This is a genomic window from Hoyosella altamirensis, from assembly GCF_014191505.1.
Taxonomy (GTDB): Bacteria; Actinomycetota; Actinomycetes; order Mycobacteriales; family Mycobacteriaceae; genus Hoyosella; species Hoyosella altamirensis.
Window position 1 is genome coordinate 1,479,387 of record NZ_JACHWS010000001.1, and the last position, 23,235, is coordinate 1,502,621.

General features: G+C 62.0%; 25 protein-coding genes. 14 read left to right on the forward strand and 11 right to left on the reverse strand.

The window, feature by feature from the left end:
* The first annotated feature begins 40 nt into the window (after positions 1-40).
* From FHU29_RS07225 to FHU29_RS07255, 7 genes are all read left to right on the forward strand, one after another.
* Positions 41-994 carry an ABC transporter permease gene (locus tag FHU29_RS07225; protein WP_064442152.1) on the forward strand — a complete coding sequence of 318 codons (954 nt, stop codon included), beginning with the start codon at positions 41-43 and terminating at the stop codon, positions 992-994.
* Complete coding sequence (locus FHU29_RS07230; RefSeq protein WP_198156563.1) at positions 991-1,785, forward strand: ABC transporter permease; 795 nt, start codon at positions 991-993, stop codon at positions 1,783-1,785. The genes FHU29_RS07225 and FHU29_RS07230 overlap by 4 nt, the downstream gene beginning before the upstream one ends.
* Positions 1,782-3,224: an ABC transporter ATP-binding protein gene (locus tag FHU29_RS07235; protein WP_064442151.1), complete on the forward strand. Its 1,443-nt coding sequence runs from the start codon at positions 1,782-1,784 to the stop codon at positions 3,222-3,224. The genes FHU29_RS07230 and FHU29_RS07235 overlap by 4 nt, the downstream gene beginning before the upstream one ends.
* On the forward strand, positions 3,221-4,444 hold the full coding sequence (locus tag FHU29_RS07240; RefSeq protein WP_064442150.1) for an MFS transporter: 1,224 nt from the start codon (positions 3,221-3,223) through the stop codon (positions 4,442-4,444). The genes FHU29_RS07235 and FHU29_RS07240 overlap by 4 nt, the downstream gene beginning before the upstream one ends.
* 102 nt (positions 4,445-4,546) lie before the next feature.
* Positions 4,547-5,578: an ABC transporter substrate-binding protein gene (locus FHU29_RS07245; protein ID WP_183377488.1), complete on the forward strand. Its 1,032-nt coding sequence runs from the start codon at positions 4,547-4,549 to the stop codon at positions 5,576-5,578.
* A 270-nt stretch (positions 5,579-5,848) separates the two neighbouring features.
* Positions 5,849-6,610, forward strand: coding sequence for an ABC transporter substrate-binding protein (locus tag FHU29_RS07250; RefSeq protein WP_183377489.1), 762 nt, complete (start codon positions 5,849-5,851; stop codon positions 6,608-6,610).
* A gap of 48 nt (positions 6,611-6,658) precedes the next feature.
* Positions 6,659-7,645, forward strand: a complete 987-nt coding sequence (locus FHU29_RS07255) for a TroA family protein (RefSeq protein WP_064442147.1) — start codon at positions 6,659-6,661, stop codon at positions 7,643-7,645.
* On the opposite strand, the gene FHU29_RS07260 is transcribed toward FHU29_RS07255, so the two are convergent.
* The 5 genes from FHU29_RS07260 to FHU29_RS07280 form a co-directional block, all read right to left on the reverse strand.
* Positions 7,635-8,420 carry an ABC transporter ATP-binding protein gene (locus tag FHU29_RS07260; protein ID WP_064442146.1) on the reverse strand — a complete coding sequence of 262 codons (786 nt, stop codon included), beginning with the start codon at positions 8,418-8,420 and terminating at the stop codon, positions 7,635-7,637. The two genes, FHU29_RS07255 and FHU29_RS07260, sit on opposite strands and share 11 nt — an antisense overlap.
* Positions 8,417-9,484, reverse strand: a complete 1,068-nt coding sequence (locus tag FHU29_RS07265; RefSeq protein ID WP_064442145.1) for an iron chelate uptake ABC transporter family permease subunit — start codon at positions 9,482-9,484, stop codon at positions 8,417-8,419. The genes FHU29_RS07260 and FHU29_RS07265 overlap by 4 nt, the downstream gene beginning before the upstream one ends.
* On the reverse strand, positions 9,481-10,530 hold the full coding sequence (locus tag FHU29_RS07270) for an ABC transporter substrate-binding protein (RefSeq protein ID WP_064442195.1): 1,050 nt from the start codon (positions 10,528-10,530) through the stop codon (positions 9,481-9,483). The genes FHU29_RS07265 and FHU29_RS07270 overlap by 4 nt, the downstream gene beginning before the upstream one ends.
* Positions 10,531-10,743: 213 nt before the next feature.
* Entirely contained in the window at positions 10,744-11,793 is a 1,050-nt protein-coding gene (locus FHU29_RS07275) for an IS3 family transposase (RefSeq protein WP_183377490.1), read from the reverse strand.
* A complete protein-coding gene (locus FHU29_RS07280; RefSeq protein WP_232323104.1) occupies positions 11,766-12,224 on the reverse strand; it encodes a hypothetical protein in 459 nt (152 codons plus the stop codon). Before FHU29_RS07280 ends, FHU29_RS07275 begins: the two co-directional genes overlap by 28 nt.
* Positions 12,225-12,420: 196 nt before the next feature.
* On the opposite strand from FHU29_RS07280, the gene FHU29_RS07285 reads away from it, so the two are divergent.
* The 5 genes from FHU29_RS07285 to FHU29_RS07305 all read left to right on the forward strand — a co-directional run bounded on the left by FHU29_RS07285 (position 12,421) and on the right by FHU29_RS07305 (position 17,376).
* Complete coding sequence (locus tag FHU29_RS07285; RefSeq protein ID WP_064442689.1) at positions 12,421-13,773, forward strand: flavin monoamine oxidase family protein; 1,353 nt, start codon at positions 12,421-12,423, stop codon at positions 13,771-13,773.
* Between the two features lie 81 nt (positions 13,774-13,854).
* Positions 13,855-14,850: a GlxA family transcriptional regulator gene (locus tag FHU29_RS23640; RefSeq protein ID WP_064442688.1), complete on the forward strand. Its 996-nt coding sequence runs from the start codon at positions 13,855-13,857 to the stop codon at positions 14,848-14,850.
* 9 nt (positions 14,851-14,859) lie between these two features.
* Positions 14,860-15,639, forward strand: coding sequence for a DJ-1/PfpI family protein (locus FHU29_RS07295; protein ID WP_064442687.1), 780 nt, complete (start codon positions 14,860-14,862; stop codon positions 15,637-15,639).
* 256 nt (positions 15,640-15,895) lie between these two features.
* The gene (locus tag FHU29_RS07300) at positions 15,896-16,354 is read left to right on the forward strand and encodes a hypothetical protein (RefSeq protein ID WP_232323104.1); all 459 of its coding nucleotides are present in this window, start codon (positions 15,896-15,898) and stop codon (positions 16,352-16,354) included.
* Positions 16,327-17,376: an IS3 family transposase gene (locus FHU29_RS07305; RefSeq protein WP_183377490.1), complete on the forward strand. Its 1,050-nt coding sequence runs from the start codon at positions 16,327-16,329 to the stop codon at positions 17,374-17,376. Before FHU29_RS07300 ends, FHU29_RS07305 begins: the two co-directional genes overlap by 28 nt.
* A 72-nt stretch (positions 17,377-17,448) precedes the next feature.
* On the opposite strand, the gene FHU29_RS07310 is transcribed toward FHU29_RS07305, so the two are convergent.
* From FHU29_RS07310 to FHU29_RS07325, 4 genes are all read right to left on the reverse strand, one after another.
* The gene (locus FHU29_RS07310; protein ID WP_064439074.1) at positions 17,449-17,982 is read right to left on the reverse strand and encodes a hypothetical protein; all 534 of its coding nucleotides are present in this window, start codon (positions 17,980-17,982) and stop codon (positions 17,449-17,451) included.
* 82 nt (positions 17,983-18,064) lie between these two features.
* Positions 18,065-18,685: a dihydrofolate reductase family protein gene (locus FHU29_RS07315; RefSeq protein ID WP_064439073.1), complete on the reverse strand. Its 621-nt coding sequence runs from the start codon at positions 18,683-18,685 to the stop codon at positions 18,065-18,067.
* Positions 18,685-19,191: an SRPBCC family protein gene (locus tag FHU29_RS07320; protein ID WP_064439072.1), complete on the reverse strand. Its 507-nt coding sequence runs from the start codon at positions 19,189-19,191 to the stop codon at positions 18,685-18,687. The genes FHU29_RS07315 and FHU29_RS07320 overlap by 1 nt, the downstream gene beginning before the upstream one ends.
* A 3-nt stretch (positions 19,192-19,194) precedes the next feature.
* The gene (locus tag FHU29_RS07325; protein ID WP_064439071.1) at positions 19,195-19,536 is read right to left on the reverse strand and encodes an ArsR/SmtB family transcription factor; all 342 of its coding nucleotides are present in this window, start codon (positions 19,534-19,536) and stop codon (positions 19,195-19,197) included.
* 336 nt (positions 19,537-19,872) lie between these two features.
* On the opposite strand from FHU29_RS07325, the gene FHU29_RS07330 reads away from it, so the two are divergent.
* Together FHU29_RS07330 and FHU29_RS07335 are read left to right on the forward strand one after the other, a co-directional pair.
* The gene (locus FHU29_RS07330; protein WP_083962138.1) at positions 19,873-20,970 is read left to right on the forward strand and encodes a glycosyltransferase; all 1,098 of its coding nucleotides are present in this window, start codon (positions 19,873-19,875) and stop codon (positions 20,968-20,970) included.
* Positions 20,971-21,032: 62 nt separating this feature from the next.
* A complete protein-coding gene (locus FHU29_RS07335; RefSeq protein WP_064439070.1) occupies positions 21,033-21,722 on the forward strand; it encodes a type 1 glutamine amidotransferase domain-containing protein in 690 nt (229 codons plus the stop codon).
* A gap of 37 nt (positions 21,723-21,759) precedes the next feature.
* On the opposite strand, the gene FHU29_RS07340 is transcribed toward FHU29_RS07335, so the two are convergent.
* The gene (locus FHU29_RS07340; protein ID WP_064439069.1) at positions 21,760-22,122 is read right to left on the reverse strand and encodes a hypothetical protein; all 363 of its coding nucleotides are present in this window, start codon (positions 22,120-22,122) and stop codon (positions 21,760-21,762) included.
* A gap of 338 nt (positions 22,123-22,460) precedes the next feature.
* Complete coding sequence (locus FHU29_RS07345; protein WP_157094917.1) at positions 22,461-23,138, reverse strand: hypothetical protein; 678 nt, start codon at positions 23,136-23,138, stop codon at positions 22,461-22,463.
* Between the last annotated feature and the right edge of the window lie 97 nt (positions 23,139-23,235).

The following is a 23,235-nucleotide window of genomic DNA, read 5'->3' on the forward strand; positions in this document are numbered from 1 at the left end:
GTCACTTTGAAGTGGGTAGCCACGCCTCTAGGACGGACCCATGATCTATCGCCTGCTGCTGCGGCGTGCCGCACTCAACCTTCTACTGTTGGCACTGTTGAGCGTGGTGGTGTTCGCAGGCGGTCATGCGCTGCCAGGAGACCCAGTTGTAGCGAGACTGGGGCCTACCGCGTCGCCCGATCAGATCGACGCGGCGCGAGCAGCCCTGGGGCTCGACCAGCCCGCCCTTACCCGGTACGGCGAATGGGCATTCGGCCTGATGCAAGGCCAGTGGGGGCACTCGATCACGGGCACTCCGGTCGCCGACATGCTCGCCGAGCGCATGGGCAACTCGCTTCTGCTAGCGGGACTAGCAATGGTGTTTCTTGTACCCGCCTCTCTGGTGCTGGGTGTGCTAGCTGCCCGCTACCGGAACTCCGGCACGGACCGCGGCATCTCGGCTACCGCACTTGTACTGGTATCAATACCCGAATTCCTTACCGCCACAGGGCTTATCGCCGTGTTTGCGATCGCGTGGCCGCTCTTTCCTGCCGTCTCGCTCATTCCCGCGGGCAGCTCGCCGCTGCAGCACCCCGCAGCGCTTGTGCTGCCCGTTGCCACGTTGTTCCTGGTGGGTCTTGCTTACGCGACGCGCGTGATCAGGGCCAACTCGGTAGCGGCGTACCAGTCACGCAGCGTCGAGTACATGCGGCTGACCGGTGCGCGAGAAAAGCGGATCCTCCGTACCGCAGTGCTTCCCGCTGTTCTGCCCACGGCAATTCAGGTCTGGCTCCTCACCGGAGTGGCACTCGTGGGCGGTGCAGTACTCGTTGAGCGTGTTTTCAGCTACCCGGGGATCGGTGACACCCTCGTGCAGGCGACAGTGACAGGGGACCTGCCAGTTGTTCAGGCGCTGACACTGCTCCTCGCCGCAGTGATGCTCGCTGCGCTCACACTCGGCGACATCGCGGTACTCCTCATGACGCCGCGTCTCAGAACGGGACTCGTCACGTGAAAGCTCGATATGCTGCCCTGACGTTGCTCGCAGCTGTAGTACTCCTCGTACTCGCGGGCCCCGCGCTGGCACCGCACGCTCCAGACGTCACCGCAGGGCCCGCCTACAGTCCGCCGGGCGAGTCTGGGCTTCTCGGGACTGACCATCTTGGGCGTGATGTCACCTCACGAATGCTGCACGGTGGATCGTCTGTGATCGCGACTAGCGCGCTAGCCGCACTTGGGGGCACCACCGCTGGCGCCGTGATCGGGCTGACCGCTGCATTGTCGGCCACTGGGCGGCGCTGTCTCGAATCTTTGCTCATGCGGCCCGTTGACGCGGTGGCGGCAGTACCGCCGATAGTCCTGATGCTGCTCGTGCTCACCGCGATGCCGGGCCGGGCGGGCCTGATACTTGCGGCGATCATCGTTACGGCACCGCTGTCGGCACGCGTGATCCGCGCAGCCGCGGTCCAAACCACCGGACGCAGCCACGTTGAGAACGCGATAGCAAGAGGGGAGAAGTGGCACTGGCTGGCAGGCCGCGAAGTCTTGCCACTGATCGCGGGCACGGTGGCGGCCGACCTCGGCATTCGTTTCGTCGCAGCTCTCTACGTCGTCGCAGCGGCGGGCTTCCTCGGAGTTACTGCAGGGCCCGACAACTGGGGCAGGCTCATCGCAGATATGTTGCCTGGGGCTGCCCTTCAGCCATGGGCTGTTATCGCCCCCCTCACTGCGATAGCAGTGATCACCGTAACGGTGAATCTCATCGCGGACCGGTCGCTCCACGGCGCGCGGGGAGTGCTCGCGTGAACCACATAATCGATATGCGCGACCTGAACATCACGTCATCCGAAGGACCGATCCTCAGAGGCGTGACACTCACCGTCAGTCCGGGTGAATGTGTCGCGCTCACAGGGCCCTCGGGTTCCGGAAAGTCGACCATCGCACTCGCTACGCTCGGCCACATCTCTCCGGGTCTGCATGTGAGTGCCGGGAGCCTCCTGGTGCGTGGTGAGAACGTTCTTCCGGCACCACCACGGTGGCTGCGCGGGGAGACCATTGGATACGTACCGCAAGACCCAGGTCCGGCGCTCAATCCGTACGCGCGTGTGAGCGCCACCCTGCTCGGTGCGATGCGCTTCCGTCCTTCGCGTCGCGGTCAAAGAGAGGCTGTCGCACTCCTGCTCGACAAAGTCGGCATGTCGGCGCAGCTCGCCAAACGGTATCCGCATGAGCTATCAGGCGGCCAGCAGCAACGCGTACTCATCGCTGCCGCGCTCGCCGCCGAGCCAGCTGTCCTCGTGCTTGACGAGCCGCTTACCGCGCTTGATCCCGCGTCCCAGCGAGGCATACTTGACCTGCTGCGGAGGGTGCGCGATTCGGGCGTCGCGATGCTTCTCATCAGCCATGATCACACCGCGGTCGATGCGATCGCCGACCGTCGGTATCACGTCTCCGCGGGCCGGGTCATCGTCGGCGCAGGGCCACAGCCCCGTTCAGTGCTGACACCAAACCGGAGCATGGTCCGCAGGCCCGAAGCCCTCACCGTCAGCGAAGTATCGGCTGCTCATCGACGTGATGAACCGCTCTTCACGCGGCAGTCCCTCGTGATCAGGCAAGGTGAAAGCATCGCGCTCATCGGCCGCTCAGGCAGTGGAAAGAGCACTTTTGCACGGTGCCTCGCTGGCTTGCACATTCCCGTCGACGGCGTTTTGAGCTTGTCCGATGGCAGTCCGGTCCCGTGGCGCGTTCAAGACCGAAGCAAGCTGCAGAAGGCCGCAGTCCAGCTCGTCTCGCAGAGTCCCGCTGAGGCACTACATCCACAGCAAAGCGTGCGGACAGCGCTCGCACGGCCGTTTTGGACGCTGCACGGTGTTCGGGCCTCAGAGGAACAGCTAGCCCGATTGCTCGAGGCTGTTGCCCTCCCAGATTCGGTGATCCACCGGCTGCCTGGCGAGCTATCCGGGGGACAGCGGCAGCGAGTCGTCCTTGCTCGTGCGCTCGCAGCCCGGCCGCGCGTCTTGGTCTGTGACGAGGTGACCGCCGCGCTCGACGCTGACACGCAAGCAGCGATACTCGCTCTCATTGCTGAACTGCAATCCCGCGAAAACATGGCCGTCGTCCACATCACCCACGACGAGGCTGTCGCTTCCCACGCACACAGAACACTCAGTCTTACTGACGGCGCGTTCGTCGAGCTGCCACGCCTTCGAGCACGCCTCGCCTACGCAGGGAGAAACTCGTCATGACACCCACGTTCCGCAGGTTGCTGATCGTTCTGCTCGCGGGATTCACGGCACACCAAATGTTGGTGCCGCTCGTTGCACCGCTTGGGCGTGCGCTCGCCCTCACCGAAACCCAGATGGGTCTGGTTGTTTCGGTCTCCGCGCTGTCTCTCGCCGTATCGAGTCCGATATGGGGGCGGGCACTCGACAAGTACGGGCCGACAGTCGTACTCACGTCCGGATTATTATGCGCGACAATCGGACTGGCGGGCTTTGCAATCGCCGTCTCCGCGGGCCTCGATCAGACGCTCGAACCCGCGACGGTGATGACCGTCATGCTCATCACGCGAAGCATCTTCTTCGGTACGGGCATCGCCGCGCTGCCCGTCGTCGCCATCGCAGCAGCCACAGCGTCCGCGCGTGATGAGGCACAGCGCACGAAGGCCGTAGGATTCGTAGGCGCTGCGCAAGGCCTCTCGCTGGTCTTGGGGCCCGCAGCTGGTGGTGCACTTGCTGCGGCGTCTTTGATGGCACCGCTGATAGTTTCACCGATCGTTCTTGGACTGCTGGGTGTGTGGGTCGCGGCACGTGTGCGCCCAGAGGTTCGCGCGACGTCAATCGATACAACACCACTAATCCGTGTCCGCCCCTGGGACACAAAAGTCTTTGCTGCACTTAGCATCGCATTTCTGCTGTACTTATCCTTGGCGCTTATCCAGGTTGTAATTGGCTTTCTGATCGCTGATCGGCTCCTTCTCGGCCCAGAACAGACCGCGGGCGCGGTCGGAATCGCTCTGTTTCTGACGGGCGTCGTGCTCGTCGTCACCCAGGCGGCGCTAGTGCCACGGCTAGGCTGGCCAGCGTTACGGCTCGTTCGAGTTGGGGCGCCGATCGTAATCGTCTCGTTCGCGCTACTGCTCGGCGCAGGTCAGCTGTGGGCTATCACGGCGGCTTTCATGTTTCTTGCGCTCGGACTCGGGCTCGCCATTCCGGGATTCACGGTTCTCCCGACACTCGCCGTCGATGAACGCCAGGCAGGCGCCGTAGCTGGGCTGATCACTGCCACAACCGGGCTGACTTTCGTCATTGGTCCGGTGACGGGCACGGCGCTGTATGAAGTCAGTGAATATGCGCCTATCGCGGCATCGATCGTCGTCGCGACGATAGCCGGAGTGGTTGCGTTCTCGTCCCGTGCGCTGCGCGCAACCAGGCAACCGGGTGCAACGGTTTCTGCACCGCGTTAGCTAAACAGTGTAGGTCTGCGCGAAGGAAATAGGTTAGGTAAGCATTGCCTACTGCAATGGGCTAAAGTTCTACGCGATAGCGAAATAATGATTGGAGCGTCCGTGTCGGCAAGCACCCTGCAACCACTAGGCATTACCGAATCTGTGGCCTTCGACATGATCGTTGGTGACTTGACGCGGAGAAGTTTCTTTACCGGTATGGCAGCGACCACCCTGGCAGCTGCTGCCGCGTGCTCAACTACGGACGCAACCGATGGCCTCGGCAACTCGGAGACACGCACGATCACAACACATTACCGCCCAGTCGAGGTGCCCCGCAGCCCGCAGCGCGTCATTGCTGCATCCTACTGGATACCATTTCAGATGTATGCGATCGGCGTTCGCCCAATCGGCGTGTACGACTACTCGGGCAACTTCGATCAGCTCTCACCCGCCATGCAAGAATTTATCTCCAATGTATCGGTCATCGGGAGCTGGGCTGACCTTGAAATAGAAGCCATCGCCGCCCTGCAGCCGGACCTCATAATCGGTAACGCAATGGAGATCGACGAGGGAGTTTTTGCCTCACTCTCCCGGATCGCGCCGACTGCGGTCTTCTCGGCTGATACCCGTGCTGATTGGATGACGATCCTCGACGGTGTTGCCGATTCGCTAAATCAAGCTGATGCGCTCAACGGACTCCGCGCCGAATACGAGCGGACTGTCGCTGAAATCGCCGAGAAGTACCTGGGAAAGATCAGCGAGCATACCTGGGCTTCAGTGTCATTTGGCCACGGAGAGGGCGAATTTTCCCTGCAGCATCCTGACAGTGCAGCTGGCGCACTGCTCGCGGCCATTGGTGTGGAGTTTGGCCGTGCGGCGGCCGCTACCGGCACTGAATACAGCTACACCACGTACTCAACTGAGAACTTCACGGTGATAGACGACGTCACACTGGTCGTACATCCCGTCGGTGGACGAGGCGAGCCGCTTGCAGCGGTCGAAGCAGTTCTCGCACAACCAACATTTCAGGCCACACCGGCCGCCCAGACCGGTCAGGTCTACGGCGTCCGGTCTCTGTACGACGTCAACGATTATCGCGCAGCGATCGATGCGCTCCGCAACCTTGAAGCAACCGTTCTTGCACAGCTGTGAAAATTAGTCCCAAAAAACATAAGGAAAGCTATGGCAATTGTCGCGCCCGTACGTGTTCGCGAGCGAATTCCTGCGTCCCGCGGAGGGCAAAGACCGGTAGACACGCTCTCTCGCCGCGGATTTCTTGGCGCTTTCAGCGTGTTTGCGGGGAGTGCCCTAGTAGCGTGTGGAGGCGCGTCTCCCGGCTCCCAGAGCACCTCGCAAGGCAGCATTGAATTCGAGTTCGGCGACTACCGTGCTCTTTTACCGCTGCACCCTAAGCGTGTTGTCGTGCTTGACTCTCGCGCTGCGCTGGATTTTGCAATTCTCTCAGGTTTCCCGATCGTCGCGACAAATTGGGATGAAGACAGTTTTCTCACTGGCCTTCTGCCGGACGGAGTCGAACGAATCGGAGGGACTAACACAGAACCGGATGTGGAGTCGATTCTGAGCTTCAATCCGGACATGCTGGTTGTGGGTAGTGGCTGGTTCGATCATTACCGTGAGCACGGGCTGCTGAATTTCGATATGGCTCCCACATTCGTCGTCGCCCAGGGTGATCCGACTAGCCGGTGGCGCGAGGTAATGACGCAGCAACTCCACAGCATTGGGCGGGGGAACGAGGCCTCCCAGGTTCTGCTGCAGTACGAGCAGCAGCTCGACGCGTCCAGACGCCAGATAGGTTCGCTGCTGGACGGAAAGAAAGTAGCTATTGGCGGTGCCTGGCAGGGGGAATACTGGCTACAGGGTGACACCTTCTGCACGTCTGTTGCCGAGGACTTAGGTATGACGCTCGTCCGGGATACGTCGACGCCGCCGCGTGACGGGAACTGGTTCTACAGCGCTGAGACAATCAGCGTTTTCAATGACGCAGATCTAATTATCATGCAGAACATCGATGCCCCGGAAGTCGAAGCGCCAACCTGGCAGCGAATCCCTGCCGTTACTGCGGGTCACGTGGCCGAGTTGACTTACGACAATAACAACGGACTTGCCCTGACCGCGATCGACTTCGCAAAGAGTTTGGCCGATTCCGCTCAGCTTTTACGCTGAGGGATTCTACGAGGAACTAGTCGACGATCTCGAGAGGACCCAGAATATATGACGATTACGCGCGCTTCCGCACCGTATTCCGAAGCCAGGTGGAACCAACTGGTTGATCAGCTGACGCGGCGAGACTTTATGATCGGTTCGGCGTCGCTCGCCGCTCTCCTCAGTGCCTGCTCGGTACAGCAGGGGGACAGCGACCAAGGCGCGTCGGCAACTCGGACAGTAACGACCGCTCTCGGGACATACGACATTCCCCTCGAACCACGCCGCGTCATCGCCATCGATTCTCGACTTGACCTCGAACCGGCTGTTTCGCTGCAGCTACCGCTGGTCGGTTACAGCTACAGCGAAGCCGAGCGGTGGGTTCCCGTGGAAGGAGATCTCGAAGTCTTGACATCACCGGTGAACCTCGAAGAGGTCGCCGCTCTACAACCCGACCTCATCATCTGCACGGACCTTGGTACTGAAGACCCTCAGTGGCCGCGGGAAGCACTAATGCAGATTGCGCCCGTTCTGCCGTTGGACTTCACGCTGCCATGGCGGGAATCACTGACCCAGCTTATTGGCTGGCTTGGCATTTCCGATACGGGAAAAGCACGGGCGGCCACCGCCGAATACGAATCCAAGCTCGAGGACATACGTGGACGCCACAGAAGAGGGTTAGCGGAACACAAGATCGCCCTCATCAATTACGGTTCCGGCGGAGCAAACGGCACTGCACCTTCCGGAATCGCGGCACAGGTTGCGCACGACCTTGGCATTGAACTGTACCGGCCTGTTGAAGGCAAAGATCCCATAAGCCCAGAACGCTATGACCTTCTAGCACCTGCTGACGGGCTCCTGGTCACCACTGCAGTCGATGGTGCCCCAGACCGCGGCACCGACGTGCTGTGGGGTGAGATTCCAGCAGTTGCGGCCGGCGCCGTAATTTACAGCAATGGCAATGTGAATTTTGGCTCCGTTTACACTGCCAGCTATTGTCTCGACCTCTTCGACGACCTCTTAACGCGCCTCAATGCGCGTGGCGTCAATGGGTGAGAACGGGAACCGGACCCGGTTCGAACCTTATCGACAGCCGTCCTGTGGCGTCGTCGACGACAACCTCGGCGCGGACGTTGTACACCGTGGCAATCAGTTCAGTTGTCAGGACTTCAGCGGGCGCTCCTCCAGCAACAACCTGCCCGTCCTTCAGTACGACCACACAGTCGCAGAACATGGCGGCAAGGTTGAGGTCGTGCAGGGCGATCACGCTCGTAACAGGCAGCCGGGTAACGAGGGCCAGTAACTCCAGTTGATGGTGGATATCGAGGTGGTTGGTCGGCTCGTCGAGTAGCAGCTCACGGGGATTCTGCGCGAGAGCGCGCGCGATCTGCACCCGCTGCTTTTCACCGCCGGACAGTGTGTGCCACAACCGGTCCGCCTTTGCCGTGAGACCTGTGTGCTCGAGTGCCGAGGCCACGGCGGTGTCGTCGGTCGCCGGGTCACCACCAAATGTTCCGCGGTGCGGGATTCGTCCCAGACGCACCACATCGCGAACGGCGATGTCGACTTCCGTATCCGCGTGCTGACTCACGACCGCAACAGCACGCGCGATGTCTCTGCGCCGCAATGTCGTCAGGTCGTGTCCGTCCAGTGTCACGACACCCGCAGTCGGGCGAACGACTCCATTCAGAAGGCGCAGGAGCGAGGACTTCCCGGACCCGTTGGGACCGAGCAGTCCCACCGTCGCACCCGGTGCCGGCGTAACCGTCACACCGTCGACGACCAGCGAGCCGCCACGATTCCAGGTGACACTTTCGGCGTGCAATGTCATAGGGCCCTCCTCCGCCGGGACAGAATGACGATAAACACGGGAACACCAATTAGGGCGGTACCGACACCCACCGGCAGCGGTGTGGGAGCGAAAGCCACCCGGGAGATAGCGTCCACCCACACCATGAATACGGCCCCCATAACAGCGGTCGCGGGAATCAGCCGACTGTGCCTTGAGCCCACCAGAAGCCGAGCCGCGTGGGGGAGCACGAGCCCTACGAAACCGATAGCACCGGCGACGCTCACCAGTGTCGCGGTGATGAGTGCGGTCACGACGAGAAGGAGCAGCCGGACCTTCGTGACGGAGATGCCCAGGGACGCAGCGACATCTTCACCAAACGCGAACGCGTCAAGAACATATGCGTAGTGCAAGCAAATGGCGGTGCCGAGCAGCACGATGACGGTGCACAGCACCACGTCGTTCCATCGAACGCCTTCGAGCGAGCCGAGCAGCCAGAACATCACGCCGCGGGTCTCGTCGGAGTCGGCGAACGCGAAAATGACGAACGATGTGAGAGCCGAAAACAGTTGAGTAGCAGCCACACCCGCGAGAATGACGCGGTCATTGCTGCCGCCGGACAGCCGCGCGAGCAGTAACACCAGCCCGAACGCGACGAGCGAGCCGATGAATGCACCTCCGGACAAACCGAGCGCCATCCCTCCGACTCCAAGCACGCCCACGACCACGGCACCCGTCGACGCCCCAGAGGAGATCCCAAGAATGAACGGGTCAGCGAGCGGGTTCCGGAGAAGGGACTGCATGATGACGCCGCACAGGCCGAGTCCGGCACCGCATGCGGCGGCCACTAGCGCGCGGGGGAGACGTTCCTCCCACACGATCGCGTTCTTCGTCGGCCGCACCGGGATGTCCGCGAGCCCTGCGTGATTCAGCAGGACGTCACGGACATTGACCATTGACACGTCCGCGGGCCCTAGCGTGATCGCGACAAGGATCGACAATACGAGCACGAAGAATCCTGCGCACGCGATCAAGGCACCGAGTACCCACCGCTGCCGAACCGGCACGCGTCCACCGGTTTCTGCGGACTCGAGCGTAAGGGTCAAGACGGCACCTTCAGGTCGAGGAGTCCCGCGGCGAGTTTCTCGAGCCCGTCAACGGTCCGAATAGAGGGATTCATTTCCGCGCCGTGCAGTGCGATGTAGTGCCCATTGCGCACCGCATCGAGGTTCCTTGTGAGGGGATCTGATTCGAGGAAGGCAGTCTTTTCCGCCAGGAGATCCCCGGGGAAGCGGTTGCGCAACAAATCACCGAGCACGAGGACATCGGGATTGCGTTCGACTACAGTCTCCCAGCCGACAGGCGCCCAGTCGTCCGTCAGGTCCGAGAACGCGTTCTCGGCGCCGACGCTGTTCGCGAGCAGGTTCGGGGAACCGAGACCACCGGCCACGTAGGGGCTCTTAGTATCGGCGAACCAGAAAGCCAGCGAGACATCCGCTGCCCCGATGCCTGCGAGCGCGGCAGCCTCGCGACCCTGCAACTCTTCGATCAGCTTCTCACCCCGATCGCTGACGTCGAAGATTGCCGCGAGTTCGCGGATCTCCTGATACAGCGCGTCCATCGTCAGCGGACTGGTGCGCTTGCCACCGCCGTTGATGCTCACGCCGTTATCGCAGTCCGTGGGAGAGAGGTATGTCTCCATGCCGGTTTGTTCGAAACGGTCGCGATCGGCCACACCGCCCTGTGCGAAATGCCGGCCGAAAGACGCCGTCACGAAGTCCGGATCTGCGCCAAGGACGACCTCGTAGGTTGGAGCGTTGTCTGCGAGTCGCGAGACCAGCGCGTTGGCTTCCGCAAGATTTTCACGGATAGGATCCGTCCACGACGCAGTGCCCACCACCCGTTCGGCGAGCCCCAGGGACAGCAAGATCTCAGTCGATCCCTGGTCCAGCGAGACCACCCGCTGTGGTGCGGCGTCGACTGTTACTGTCCTGCCGCAGTTATCGAGGACGAGCGGGTAGATCGTCGTGCCCTCTTCATTTGAAGCGGCGGCGCCGCTATCTACAGCCTCAGATTGCCCACATGCCACCAGTGCGCTCGCTAGTGCTGCGGTGAGAACCAAGATGCCAATTCGCCCTGCGGTAATGCTCATAATCGTCAGTGCCTTCTGCTTCGTCCAGATCAATGCGCCACCCGAGCGCAGATCCGTAGACAGTGATCAAAAGGCGCGCGCGAGGAAGCGGGAGAACTCTAGCATGAAGTGAGCCTAACCTAAGTGCCGGTAGCGGGTCATGTGGCGTTCACGCGCGCGCTTCTGCAGATTTCCTCAAGAAACCATCAATGCCCGTAAGAAACACGGTAGCTGTCAACCTGTCTGAGACAGGTGGGGTGGTTTGATGTTGATTCCGGTGGCTTCGGGGAGCCGGGGTGCTTGTGGGGGTTGCCGGAATCGTTTGGGGTGGGCGGCGTAGTACTGGTCGAGGTGTTGTTGCCGCTGGTGCTGCACGTGGTGGGCGGTGCTGTGGTAGACGCTGGCGGGGGTGTGCCAGTTCAGGCCGCTGTGGCGGTGCTGGTGGGCGTAGGTGTGCAGGTACTGCCCGGTCCATTCGCGGGCGTGTTCGATGCTGTCGAAATGGTCCGGGCAGTTCAGGTCGTATTTCAGGGTTTTGAACATTGATTCGGAGAACGGGTTATCGTCGCTGACCCGGGGCCGTGAGTACGACATGGTGGCGCGGTGGGGGATATTTTCGAGCAGGCTGGTCAGCTCGCTGGCGCGCATGGCGGCGCCGTTATCGGAGTGCACGATCGCGGGCGCGCCGTGCGCGGTGAGCGCGGCGGTGAACATGTTTTTCGCGTCCGCGGCGTTCTCGCTGTAGCCGATGTACCAGCCCACCGGGTAGCGGGAGTACACGTCCACGATCAGTCCGAGCCGGTAGCGGTCCTGATTACGCGGCCCGCGCAGTTCGGTGGTGTCCCAGGTCCACAGCTCATTCGGCGCGGCCGCTGCCACGACGGGTTTTACCCGTTTGCTGCTGGCGCCTCGGCGGATCCGGCGGCGGTCCCCGGTGAGCTTCTCGCTGCGGGCAACGCGGTAGAACGTGCTCAGCGAACAGCCGATGTTCTTCGCATCGAAGGCCCGCCAGTACGCCTGCAGCACCGACAAATCCATGTGCTCCTCGCAGCCGAGCAGGTCAATGATCGTGTCACGCTCGGTGTGACTCAGCGCCGCGGGCTGCTCCCGCCGGGCTTGCGGTGTTGGATCGGTGACCGGCCGATAATGCTGATAGCCACGGGTGATGCGGTAAAACGACGACCGCGCAACACCAATGAGCGTGCATGCGGCGAGCACGCTCATCCCGGCCGCGATAAGAGCGAGGAGCACGCCGGTCAGGACAGGTTCTTGCGCTGCAGCCACCGTGCGTACTCGTCCGCGCTCATCAACGCTGGCGGGATCTGTTCGTGCTGCTCGCTGGAGCTCTCGTTGATCCCATGCAAGAGCTCGTAGGCTTTTCCCAGGATTTCCTGAACGGCTTCAGCCTGGGCGACCTTCTTCTTCAGGGCCTCATTCTCGCTGCGTAACCGCGCTAACTCGGCCCGATCACGATTACTCACACGGTTCCTTGACTTCTCTGAGGCAGCCACCATCGCGGTGGTGTATTGCCCCCGATCATATGCCTGCAGCCAGGGGCGAACAGTTGCCTCATCCAGGCTGAACTCGCGCAGCAGCCGGGCCTTCGCACCACGCTCGGTGCAGTCCTGCCAGCGCCGCACAAAATTTACCCGGAAGGCCAGCGGAAACATCCGCTTTCCAGTCGGGGACCGGCCGATCTCAACATCACTCGTCACGGGGATCCAATCCCCGCCCTACCCGTCAGACGGTGTCTCACCACCATCCTGACAAATACGGAACAAACCGAGGAGATCGATGGTTTCTTGAGGAAATCTCGCGCGTGCGAGCCGTAAAGGACCCTGGTGGAGTTCGGGCAGATGACCCTACCCTTGGGGCATCTCAGTCATAGGACTGACTTGACGAGGAGAACGCATGCACGACGTCGACGTCATCGTTGTAGGCGCGGGACTCTCCGGACTGAGCGCGGCGCGCAAGCTCGTGGACGTGGGTAAGTCCGTTCGAGTGTTAGAAGCGCGTGACCGTGTGGGCGGCCGCACCGAAGGTGGTGTAGTTCAAGGGCATCCGATCGAACTCGGCGGCACGTGGCTGGGCGAAGGCCACACCGAAATGTACGCCCTGGTGGAGGAACTCGGTCTCGAAACCTTCCGAACCTGGAACGATGAAGGCAAGCTGCTTCTCCATCTTCTCGGCAAGAAGGCTCACCTCGCCCCAAAGAAAGGGGCCATTCCAAAACTCAACCCGATCGCGCTCGCCGACCTGTTTCAGGGCCTCATCCGATTCGGCCGGCTCGCGCGCACCGTTGACCCCGCCGCGCCTTGGCTGCACCATCGGGCGCGTAGCCTCGACGGACAGACCTACGAGTCGTGGGTGCGCCGAAACCTGCGGACACCAAGCGGCCGTGCCTACTTCCGCCTTGCCGCGGAGGCGATCTTCTCAGCCGACGCGGCCGATATCTCACTCCTCCATGCGCTCTTCTACACCGTAAGCAACCGGGACCTCGAAACTCTGATCTCCGTCGACCAGGGTGCACAGAAGGACCGCGTAGTCGGAGGCTCGGTTCTGGTGGCGCAGCGCCTCGCGGCGGGCCTCGACGTCCGTTTGGGCGCCGCGGTCGGCGACGTTTCACAAGCCAGCACGGGCGTCTCCGTACGTACGCGATCCGGCGAGACACACTCCGCGCGGCGCGTTCTCATCACACTTCCGCCGACACTGGCCGGTCGACTGCACTACGAACCAGCGCTTCCAGCCTGGCGGGACCAGCTCACGCAGAAACTCCCGGCGGGGACCGTCATCAAGAACTTCGCGGTCTATCCGACACCTTTCTGGCGCAGGAAGGGCTTGAACGGGCAGGCGATCTCGGACCAGGGACCAGTGAAAGTGACTTTCGACGTCTCACCGCCCGGCGGTGAAGTGGGCATCCTGATGGGGTTTGTCGAGGGAAGCGAAGCTCGCCATTGGCAGCGCCTGCCCAAAGACGAGCGGCGTGCCGGTGTTCTTGACTGCTTTGTCCGGTACTTCGGTCCGGAAGCCGCCGATCCTATCGACTACGTGGAGAAAGATTGGAGTGCAGAGGAATTCACGCGCGGCTGCTATGGTGCCCACTTCGCACCCGGCGTGTGGACCAGCTACGGGGAGGTCCTTCGCAAACCCGTGGGGCGACTGCACTGGGCGGGGGCAGAGCACGCGATCGAATGGAACGGCTATATGGAAGGCGCAGTCCGTTCGGGCCACCGAACCGCGGACGAGATCCTCGCGGTGCTTTGATAACGCCGCGCCTCCTGGTGTGGCTGAAATCGTCAGTTACTTGTCCTTGCCGCCAACCGTCCTTCCGGAGACGATCAATGAGTGCAGTGTTCAAGCGATGTCCGTGAGGTCGTTGTCGTCGTGTTCGACGGCTGCAACCTGCTCGACATCGCCGGCCCAACGGATGTCTTTCGGACCGCATCGTTGCTGGGCTCGAACCCCGGCTACACGGTTAGGCTCGCGTCGCCGGGCGGCAAGACAGTGCGCACGGAGAGCGGCATCAGCATCGGTGTGGACGCTTCGCTCACTGACGCATCGCAGCAGGCTGGAATCGACACGCTACTCGTGGCCGGTGGTCTGGGTGTTTATTCCTTCGCCGACGATCACCCAGCCGCGATTGACGACCTTCGAACCATTTCGGCCACCACGAGGCGCACCACCTCGGTGTGCTCAGGTGCGGCGATCCTCGCGCGTGCTGGCCTGCTCGACGGTTATCGGGCGACCACACACTGGGCCGCATGCGGGCAACTACAAACTGACCATCCAGCCATAGATGTGGAGGCCGACGCCATCTACGTTCGCGACCGTGACCGGTGGACGTCAGCTGGCGTCACCGCTGGCATTGACCTGGCACTGGCATTGGTCGAGAACGACTGCGGTTCTGAGATCGCACATCAGGTGGCGAGCTGGCTCGTGGTCTTCCTCCGCCGCCCCGGCGGGCAGTCGCAGTTCAGCATGCACATGCGCAATCCACCGGCGCGCACGCCAGCACTGGTGAAATTGCAGCGCTGGCTGCCCGATCATCTGGCGGAAGACCTGTCCGTCGAAACTCTTGCTTCACGCGTAGACATGAGCCCACGGAACTTCGCCCGCTTGTTCCGCAAGGAAGTTGGGGTCACGCCAGCGGTGCTCGTCGAATCGTTGCGGGTCGAAGCGGCGAAAGTCCTTCTGGAAACCACCGATCTGCTCATTCCCGCGATCGCGACCCAAGTAGGGTTCGGGCGCCCGGAGACCCTGCACCGGGCATTTGCCCGACGTGCAGCAACAACACCTGGCCGGTACCGGCAGCACTTTCAGACCAAACCAAAAATTTCCTGAGGAGCAAGCATGCAGATCGCGATCGTGGTGTACCCCGGTATGACCGCGCTTGACATCGTCGGCCCGTACGAGGTGCTACGTTGCATCCCCGGAGCTGACTTGCGTTTCGTATGGACCGAGCCTGGGCCCGTGATCGCTGACAGCGGCGTTTTTGTCATGGCAGCCACGCATTCCTTCGACGAAACTCCCGCGCCGGACATCGTATTGATCGGTGGGTCCGGAGCTGCCAGTGGCACCATCGCAAAGAACCAGCAGTTACTGGAGTGGCTGCGGCGAACACACGAAACCACGCAATGGACCGCGTCGGTCTGCACCGGGTCGGTGGTGCTGGCCGCCGCCGGCCTGCTCGATGGAAAGCCCGCGACTACGCATTGGTCGGAGATGTCCGTGCTCAAAGGACTCGGGGCTCAAGCCATTAGCGACAAGCGAATAGTGCACACCGGAAAGATCGTCACTGGAGCCGGCGTCTCAGCAGGCATCGACCTCGCCCTATGGCTAGTCGGAAGAATCGCGGGGGATGACGTTGCCCGTGCCGCACAGCTAGTGATTGAGTACGACCCGCAGCCGCCTTACGACAGCGGGAGCCTGCAAAAAGCGACTGCTGCCACGAAACGCAGCGTGGCTGCGTTCGTCGGCCGGGAGGCGAAAAAGCTGGCTGTGACCGAACCGCGCGCCTTCCTTCGCGAAACCACCGCCCTGTCCGAACTAGCGTGGCGTATCGCCGTCCGCAAAGCACGACGTCACAGCCCTGGGCGTCGCCGAGCCAGGGGGTCCAGCGGAGCTGCGTGAACGAGTCTGCCGACCATCTATCGAGGTCGGCCTGCGGCCCGCGGATCTGTTTCCCAGCCTTGGTGGCACTGCTCTAAGGGAGCGTCCGCGCTGATAGAAGAATGATGACGATCGCCGGTCGTGTCACTACCTCCGCTCACAGGCGTCGGGCCATCACAGATTTGCGACAGAAACCATGGATTTCCTCAGGAAGTTCCGTATTTGTCAGGATGGTGGTGAGACACCGTCTGACGGGTAGGGCGGGGATTGGATCCCCGTGACGAGTGATGTTGAGATCGGCCGGTCCCCGACTGGAAAGCGGATGTTTCCGCTGGCCTTCCGGGTAAATTTTGTGCGGCGCTGGCAGGACTGCACCGAGCGTGGTGCGAAGGCCCGGCTGCTGCGCGAGTTCAGCCTGGATGAGGCAACTGTTCGCCCCTGGCTGCAGGCATATGATCGGGGGCAATACACCACCGCGATGGTGGCTGCCTCAGAGAAGTCAAGGAACCGTGTGAGTAATCGTGATCGGGCCGAGTTAGCGCGGTTACGCAGCGAGAATGAGGCCCTGAAGAAGAAGGTCGCCCAGGCTGAAGCCGTTCAGGAAATCCTGGGAAAAGCCTACGAGCTCTTGCATGGGATCAACGAGAGCTCCAGCGAGCAGCACGAACAGATCCCGCCAGCGTTGATGAGCGCGGACGAGTACGCACGGTGGCTGCAGCGCAAGAACCTGTCCTGACCGGCGTGCTCCTCGCTCTTATCGCGGCCGGGATGAGCGTGCTCGCCGCATGCACGCTCATTGGTGTTGCGCGGTCGTCGTTTTACCGCATCACCCGTGGCTATCAGCATTATCGGCCGGTCACCGATCCAACACCGCAAGCCCGGCGGGAGCAGCCCGCGGCGCTGAGTCACACCGAGCGTGACACGATCATTGACCTGCTCGGCTGCGAGGAGCACATGGATTTGTCGGTGCTGCAGGCGTACTGGCGGGCCTTCGATGCGAAGAACATCGGCTGTTCGCTGAGCACGTTCTACCGCGTTGCCCGCAGCGAGAAGCTCACCGGGGACCGCCGCCGGATCCGCCGAGGCGCCAGCAGCAAACGGGTAAAACCCGTCGTGGCAGCGGCCGCGCCGAATGAGCTGTGGACCTGGGACACCACCGAACTGCGCGGGCCGCGTAATCAGGACCGCTACCGGCTCGGACTGATCGTGGACGTGTACTCCCGCTACCCGGTGGGCTGGTACATCGGCTACAGCGAGAACGCCGCGGACGCGAAAAACATGTTCACCGCCGCGCTCACCGCGCACGGCGCGCCCGCGATCGTGCACTCCGATAACGGCGCCGCCATGCGCGCCAGCGAGCTGACCAGCCTGCTCGAAAATATCCCCCACCGCGCCACCATGTCGTACTCACGGCCCCGGGTCAGCGACGATAACCCGTTCTCCGAATCAATGTTCAAAACCCTGAAATACGACCTGAACTGCCCGGACCATTTCGACAGCATCGAACACGCCCGCGAATGGACCGGGCAGTACCTGCACACCTACGCCCACCAGCACCGCCACAGCGGCCTGAACTGGCACACCCCCGCCAGCGTCTACCACAGCACCGCCCACCACGTGCAGCACCAGCGGCAACAACACCTCGACCAGTACTACGCCGCCCACCCCAAACGATTCCGGCAACCCCCACAAGCACCCCGGCTCCCCGAAGCCACCGGAATCAACATCAAACCACCCCACCTGTCTCAGACAGGTTGACAGCTACCGAGTTTCCTGAGGAAATCCATGGTTTCTTAAGGAGATCTCGCGCGTGCCTAGCTAGGCCGTTGCTTATTCCGCGCTGCCACTGAACAGGAGAGTCAGAAGGTCCGGCACGGCGGGTTCTGCGGGTGTTGGAGCCCCGCCAGGAATGGTGACAACCCTCGATGCTTCCTGGACCGTGAACGCGGTGGCGGGGAACAGTTGCAGTGTTTCTTCGATGCCCGGGTAGTCGGATACCCACATGGCAGGGTCAGTGTCGTCGCTTGAGCACGTGGCGAGCACGACGTATGTGCCGTCCGGCACGTCGCTAACCGTTTGTGTAGCGCCGCCCGGCTGAACTTCGCCGACGGCGTAAAGCGTCTGACCGTTGCGAAGAACTTCCTCCACCGGCGGCAGGACGCCCTCTGGCGCGGGCGCAAGGGAAGTGGCGCACTGAAGCACTGAACCTGAGTTGTTGGTGATGGTATTGGTGACGCTCGATCCGCTCACCGCGTATGCGTAGCTGACATCGGTGGGCTCGGCTGCTGCGGCCAAGCCGGGGGACGTCAAAGCGAGCGGAAATGCCGCTGCGGCAACGAGTGCGGTACGAGCGATCGGTCGCATCAAGTGTCCATTTCGATTCGAAGTGTCAGACGATGCTCGTCAGCTTCCCACACAATGCCCTAATGGTGTGAGGTAGATGCAGTTACCGCTCCCGGACCGCGTAGGTCAGGTGGGTCACCCGCTGCGTCGGCTCCGCGCGGACCGGCTCCAGGGCCACGCGGGCCGCGTCGACGCCCTCGAACAGGCGGATTCCGGAGCCAAAAAGCATGGGTGAGAGCGCGATTGAGAATTCATCGATCAGGCCGGCGTTCACGTACTCCAGTATCGTTGCGCCGCCACCCGCGATGCGGATGTCTCGGTCGCCCGCGGCCTCGCGGGCCTGCTCGAGCGCGGCCTCGATGCCGTCGTTGACGAAGTAGAAAGTGGTCCCGCCCGGCCGCTCCCAGGGGTCACGCGTCTCATGCGTCACGACGAACACCGGCGTGTGGAACGGCGCCTCCTCCGGCCACGCCTGCTCACCGGCATCGAACATGCGCTTGCCCATCACGCTCGCGCCGGTGCGCTCGAACGTCTCCCGGACGATGTCATTGTCGCGCCCTTCCTCGCCGCCCTTGCCGAGCTTCAGGTTCTCCCGGAAGAACCGTTGCGGGAAGATCCACTGCTGCAGTTCCCTCCACTGCCGTCCCATCAAGTCCTCGACCGACTCAGGCGCAATGAAACCGTCCAGCGACATCGTCACGCTGAAGAACACCTTCCCGGCCATCAGTTCTTTGCTTTCATCTGAAGGGTCTCGGTGACGTAGGCAGCCAGGTTTCTCAGGGTCTGCTGTCCGCCCTCGATCGCGTGGTACTTCTCGACCGCCTCGTCACGCAACTCCTTGGTGGGGAACACCGTGCGCATCTCGATCCGGGTTACTGCACCGTCGGGGGTGAGCGTGATGACCGACTCGAAAGCGTTGGGGTCGCCGCGAGATTCACCGTGGAGTAGCGCGATCTGTTGCGGCGGGGTGATCTCGGTCCAGGCGATCCACTCCTGGTAGTCCGTCCCGTCCGGTCCGTGCATCACGAAGTTCCACTCTCCGCCGACGCGGAACTCGAACGCCCGCGTGGTGGTGGTGAACCCGTGCGGCCCCCACCATTTCGACAGGTGCCTCACGTCGGTGAACGCCTCAAACACCAGTTCCCGTGGGGCACTGATGACTCGGGAGATCACTATCTCCCGGTCAGCCGTCGCTGACTGCGCCGGCGCTCCTCGTCCCATCTCGCTCATCAGCTACTTCTCCTGCGTTGTCTGCTTCAGGTCCTGCACGTATGCGTCCAGTCGGTCGAAGCTCTCGTTCCAGAATTGCTCGAACCCGCCGGTCCACTCGTGGATCGGCCGCAGTTCGCGGGCATCAAGGCCGTACAGGCGCTGCTTGCCCGCCTTGCGATCCCGCACCAGCCCGACTTCCCGGAGTACCCGCAGGTGTTTGGACGCCCCCGGCTGGGTCATCCCCAGTTCCTCGGCCAGCTCGGTCACCGGCCGCTCACCCGCTCGCAGCAGTACCAGGATCTCCCGGCGCTGCGGCTCGGCGATCGCGTTGAAGACGTCCGAAGTTGTCGCTGCTCGTGCCATAAATGCCATCATATTCCGATATCGGCATGCGTCAAGCTATGGAATCTGGCGGTCTGTTACGAGACGTTCGTGACGCTTGTCAGCGGTGCGGAACGCGCATCCCGGATAGGGGACTGATGCAGACGAGTTCATCGAGACTGCAGGGCTAGTCTCACTGGAATGAGGATACTGATCTAGACGCATGGAACTCGCGGCGACGTCCAGCCGTATATTGCACTCGCGCACGCTCTCAAGAATGCCGGCCACTCGCCGACCATCGCGGGGCCACGCTGCTTTACCCACGTCGCCGCGCCGTATGGGCTCGAGTATCTCGGCCTCGATGACCAGTGGAACCGATTGACCGACGACCCGGACGTCCGGTTTGCACTGGAATCGAATTATGCAGGGCTGAAAGGTAAGAAGCTCGCGTTCACCGTCGTCCGCCGTACGCGCCGATACATGGACACCGTGCTTGAAGAGATCGCCGGTGTTGCTGCGCACGCAGACTACGATCTGGTCATCCACCACACGCTCGTTCCAGGTCAACATATCGGCGAGTACCTCGGCGTCGCGGCTGTGCCCGTCGCGCTCCAGCCCGTATGGGTGCCCACATCGGCGTTTCCGTCACCGTTCGGCCCGCAGTCACTCCCAGCATTCCTCAACCGCGCGACATATCTCTCCTCACAACTTTTGTCACGAGCCACAGTGGGCGGCATCGGCTCCTGGCGTTCCCGCCAGTTGGGTCTGGCCAGAAAAAGGCGCGGGATGCACAACCAGTTCCTTCAGCCTGATGGCACCCCGGCCACTGTGCTTCAGGCTTTCAGCAGCTCCGTTTTGCCAAAGGACCCAGACTACCCAGATTCGGTTGTCACAACTGGCTTCTGGTACTTGCCCGACCCCGAAGGCTGGGCTCCCGACGCTGCGCTGCAGAAATTTCTCGACGCGGGAGAACCCCCGGTTTATGTGGGATTCGGATCGATGACCGGCCGCGATCCAGACCAGACCGCAGAGACCGTTGCGGCGGCGCTTCGCCTCGCAAAAGTGCGCGCGGTAGTGGTGACAGGCGAGGGCGGAATCAGCGCCAATCCCTTCACTGAGAACGTATTTGTGAGCGACGATGTGCCGCACAGCTGGCTCTTCCCGCGCATGAGCGCAGTTGTGCACCACGGCGGAGGTGGCACAACCGCAGCGGCGATGAAAGCTGGGGTACCTCAGGTGGTCTGCCCATTCACCGGGGACCAACCATTCTGGGCGCGGAAGATGCACCGAATCGGCGTGGCGACGCAACCCGTGCCACAAGCTGCGACGACACCTGAGAACCTGGCACAAATTATCACTCAGGCGGCCACGAGCCACGGGATGAAGGAGCGCGCGGCAGACGTGGCAGCCGATCTCGCCTTGGAGCGAGGTACAGCCCGTGCTGTTGAGGTAGTCGAAAAGTTGGCACCAATTTGACCCGGCCCCGCTGAACAATTGCAACCACCGCCCAGCAACCACAATTGAGGAGGTCTACGAACGTGGCCCAGCGAATTCTGCACGTCGTCACCAACGTCGATCATTACGACGATCCATCGCACCCGACCGGCCTGTGGCTCTCGGAGCTGACGCACGCCTGGCACGTCTTCGAAGAGGCCGGTTACGAGCAGGACATCGTCAGTCCTAAGGGTGGGTTCTCCCCGCTCGAGCCACGGTCGCTGAAGTTCCCGAACGTCGACAAGACAGCGAAAGCGTGGAAGGCGGATCCCGCCCGGATGGCGCTGCTCGAGAACACCAGGTCGCCCGACAAGATCAACCCGGCTAATTATGACGCGATCTACTACACCGGTGGTCACGCCGTAATGTATGACTTCCCGGACAGTGAAGGTCTGCAACGTATCTCGCGTGAGATCTTCGAGAACGGGGGAGTTGTCTCGTCCGTGTGCCACGGCTACTGCGGCCTGCTGAATGTCAAACTGTCCGACGGTTCGCTACTGGTCGAGGGTCGTAAACTTACCGGCTTTGCCTGGACTGAGGAAGTGGTAGCCCGCGTCGACAAACTTGTGCCGTACAACGTCGAGGAAGAAATGAAGAAGCGCGGCGCGGTCTACGAGAAAGGTCTCGTGCCGTTCACGCCCAAGGCCGTAGTCGACGGGCGCCTGGTGACCGGCCAGAACCCACAGTCAGCGAAGGCGACCGCGAAGAAGGTCGTGGCCGTACTCGAAGGATGACGGGCCGGGAACCAGGGTCGGCACGCCTCTGGGGATACTACTGGCCAAACGTGTAGCGAAGATCCTTGTTGATCAGCTCGTTCAACCGTTTGCACATGTGGCCAATCGCGGATGCATCGTAAACCATCCCGTCGCTGGCGAGGAGTGTCCACCTCACATCTGAGCCACCATGGTGGTCGTCGACAATGTCGAATCTGATGTGAATATCCGGTCTACGCGGCCAGATTGAGCTCCAAGAAACAAGGTTTGGGAAAGCTGCCCCAAGAATTGCCGGTGCGCGCTCATCCTTAAGCAGGATCAGCCATGGCCTCGTCGGGTCGCGATGGAAATCCGTCAGAGCCTCGAAAATTGCATGGGGCGGCGCTGGCTGCCTGCGCCGTCGAGACCCTATCTCACCCACCTACGCACGTTAACCCATCTCATTTGCTGCGCAGGCCGGTTGCGTGACCACAGCTTGGACGGCGCCACGTCGAGCGCGGGCGTCGGTCAGATCATGGCTGCCCAGAGTAGGCGGCTCCGATCGTGCACGCGAGGATCGTGAGGCTGAGCGCTGCGGCGGTGGACAGGAAGGTCCCAAATCGGGCATGCAGTCTGTCTGACCGGGGTTCACGCAATCGCTGATGCCTGCTTCAGCCAGCGCCAGTACATCCACGTTGCTCACCGTCCTGCTTCGTTGGCCCTGAGAAGCTTTCGCCCTGGTAGGGCCCATCCTGGTCGATGGTCGGCGCGGGGACTTCTCTACTTTTGCTGCCAGATCTGGATCAGGTACGTCTCATCGGTGACGTTTGTGAACCAGCCGCGGTTTTCGAGGCGCCCGTTGATGTGGATTCTCACTTGGTAGGTCCCGGGCTTATCGGTGAGGGGCTCATTGATACCGGGGAAGCGTGTTGCCATGCCTGTCCAGAGGTAGAGATCGCCGGTTGTGGAGGTGACATGGGTGTCAAATACCTCTTGCCATCCTGTTTCAGGCTGTGCCGGCGGGGCGGGCAGAGTTTCGACGGTGACCGAGATGTCACCGTATTGTGCGCCGGCGCAGACAAAGATGATCTTTCCGTCCGTAGCTGGGGCGATGCAGTCGTCCGGGAGCAACGGAAACCGCGGTAGCGCGGTGGGCTCGTCCATGATCGTGAAATGTCCATCCGATTCACCTGCATCGTGCTGAACGATCCTGTCCTCCATCTTGCGCTCCGAATGTTCAGTAACCATTGGCGTGGTGGCGGACTGTTCGGCTTCGCTTGGGGTGTTCGCGCATCCTGCCGTAACCGCCGCTGCGACAGCGAATCCCGATCCCCATGCTGCGAGCGCCTTTCCAGGTAGCCGCGCGTGTAAGCGGGAAACGGACTCTGAACAGAGGTCACCGAGTGCTTTCACGCTTGAGGCAACGCTGCTGCAAGTAGCCGAGTGCGATCGAGTCATATGCGCAATCATGGCTAACCGTTTCGGTGACATCGGCAGCGGGTGGGGTAGTTCGACCATGGCTGAGCGTCGAGGCCTGCTTGTACCTCTGGACGCC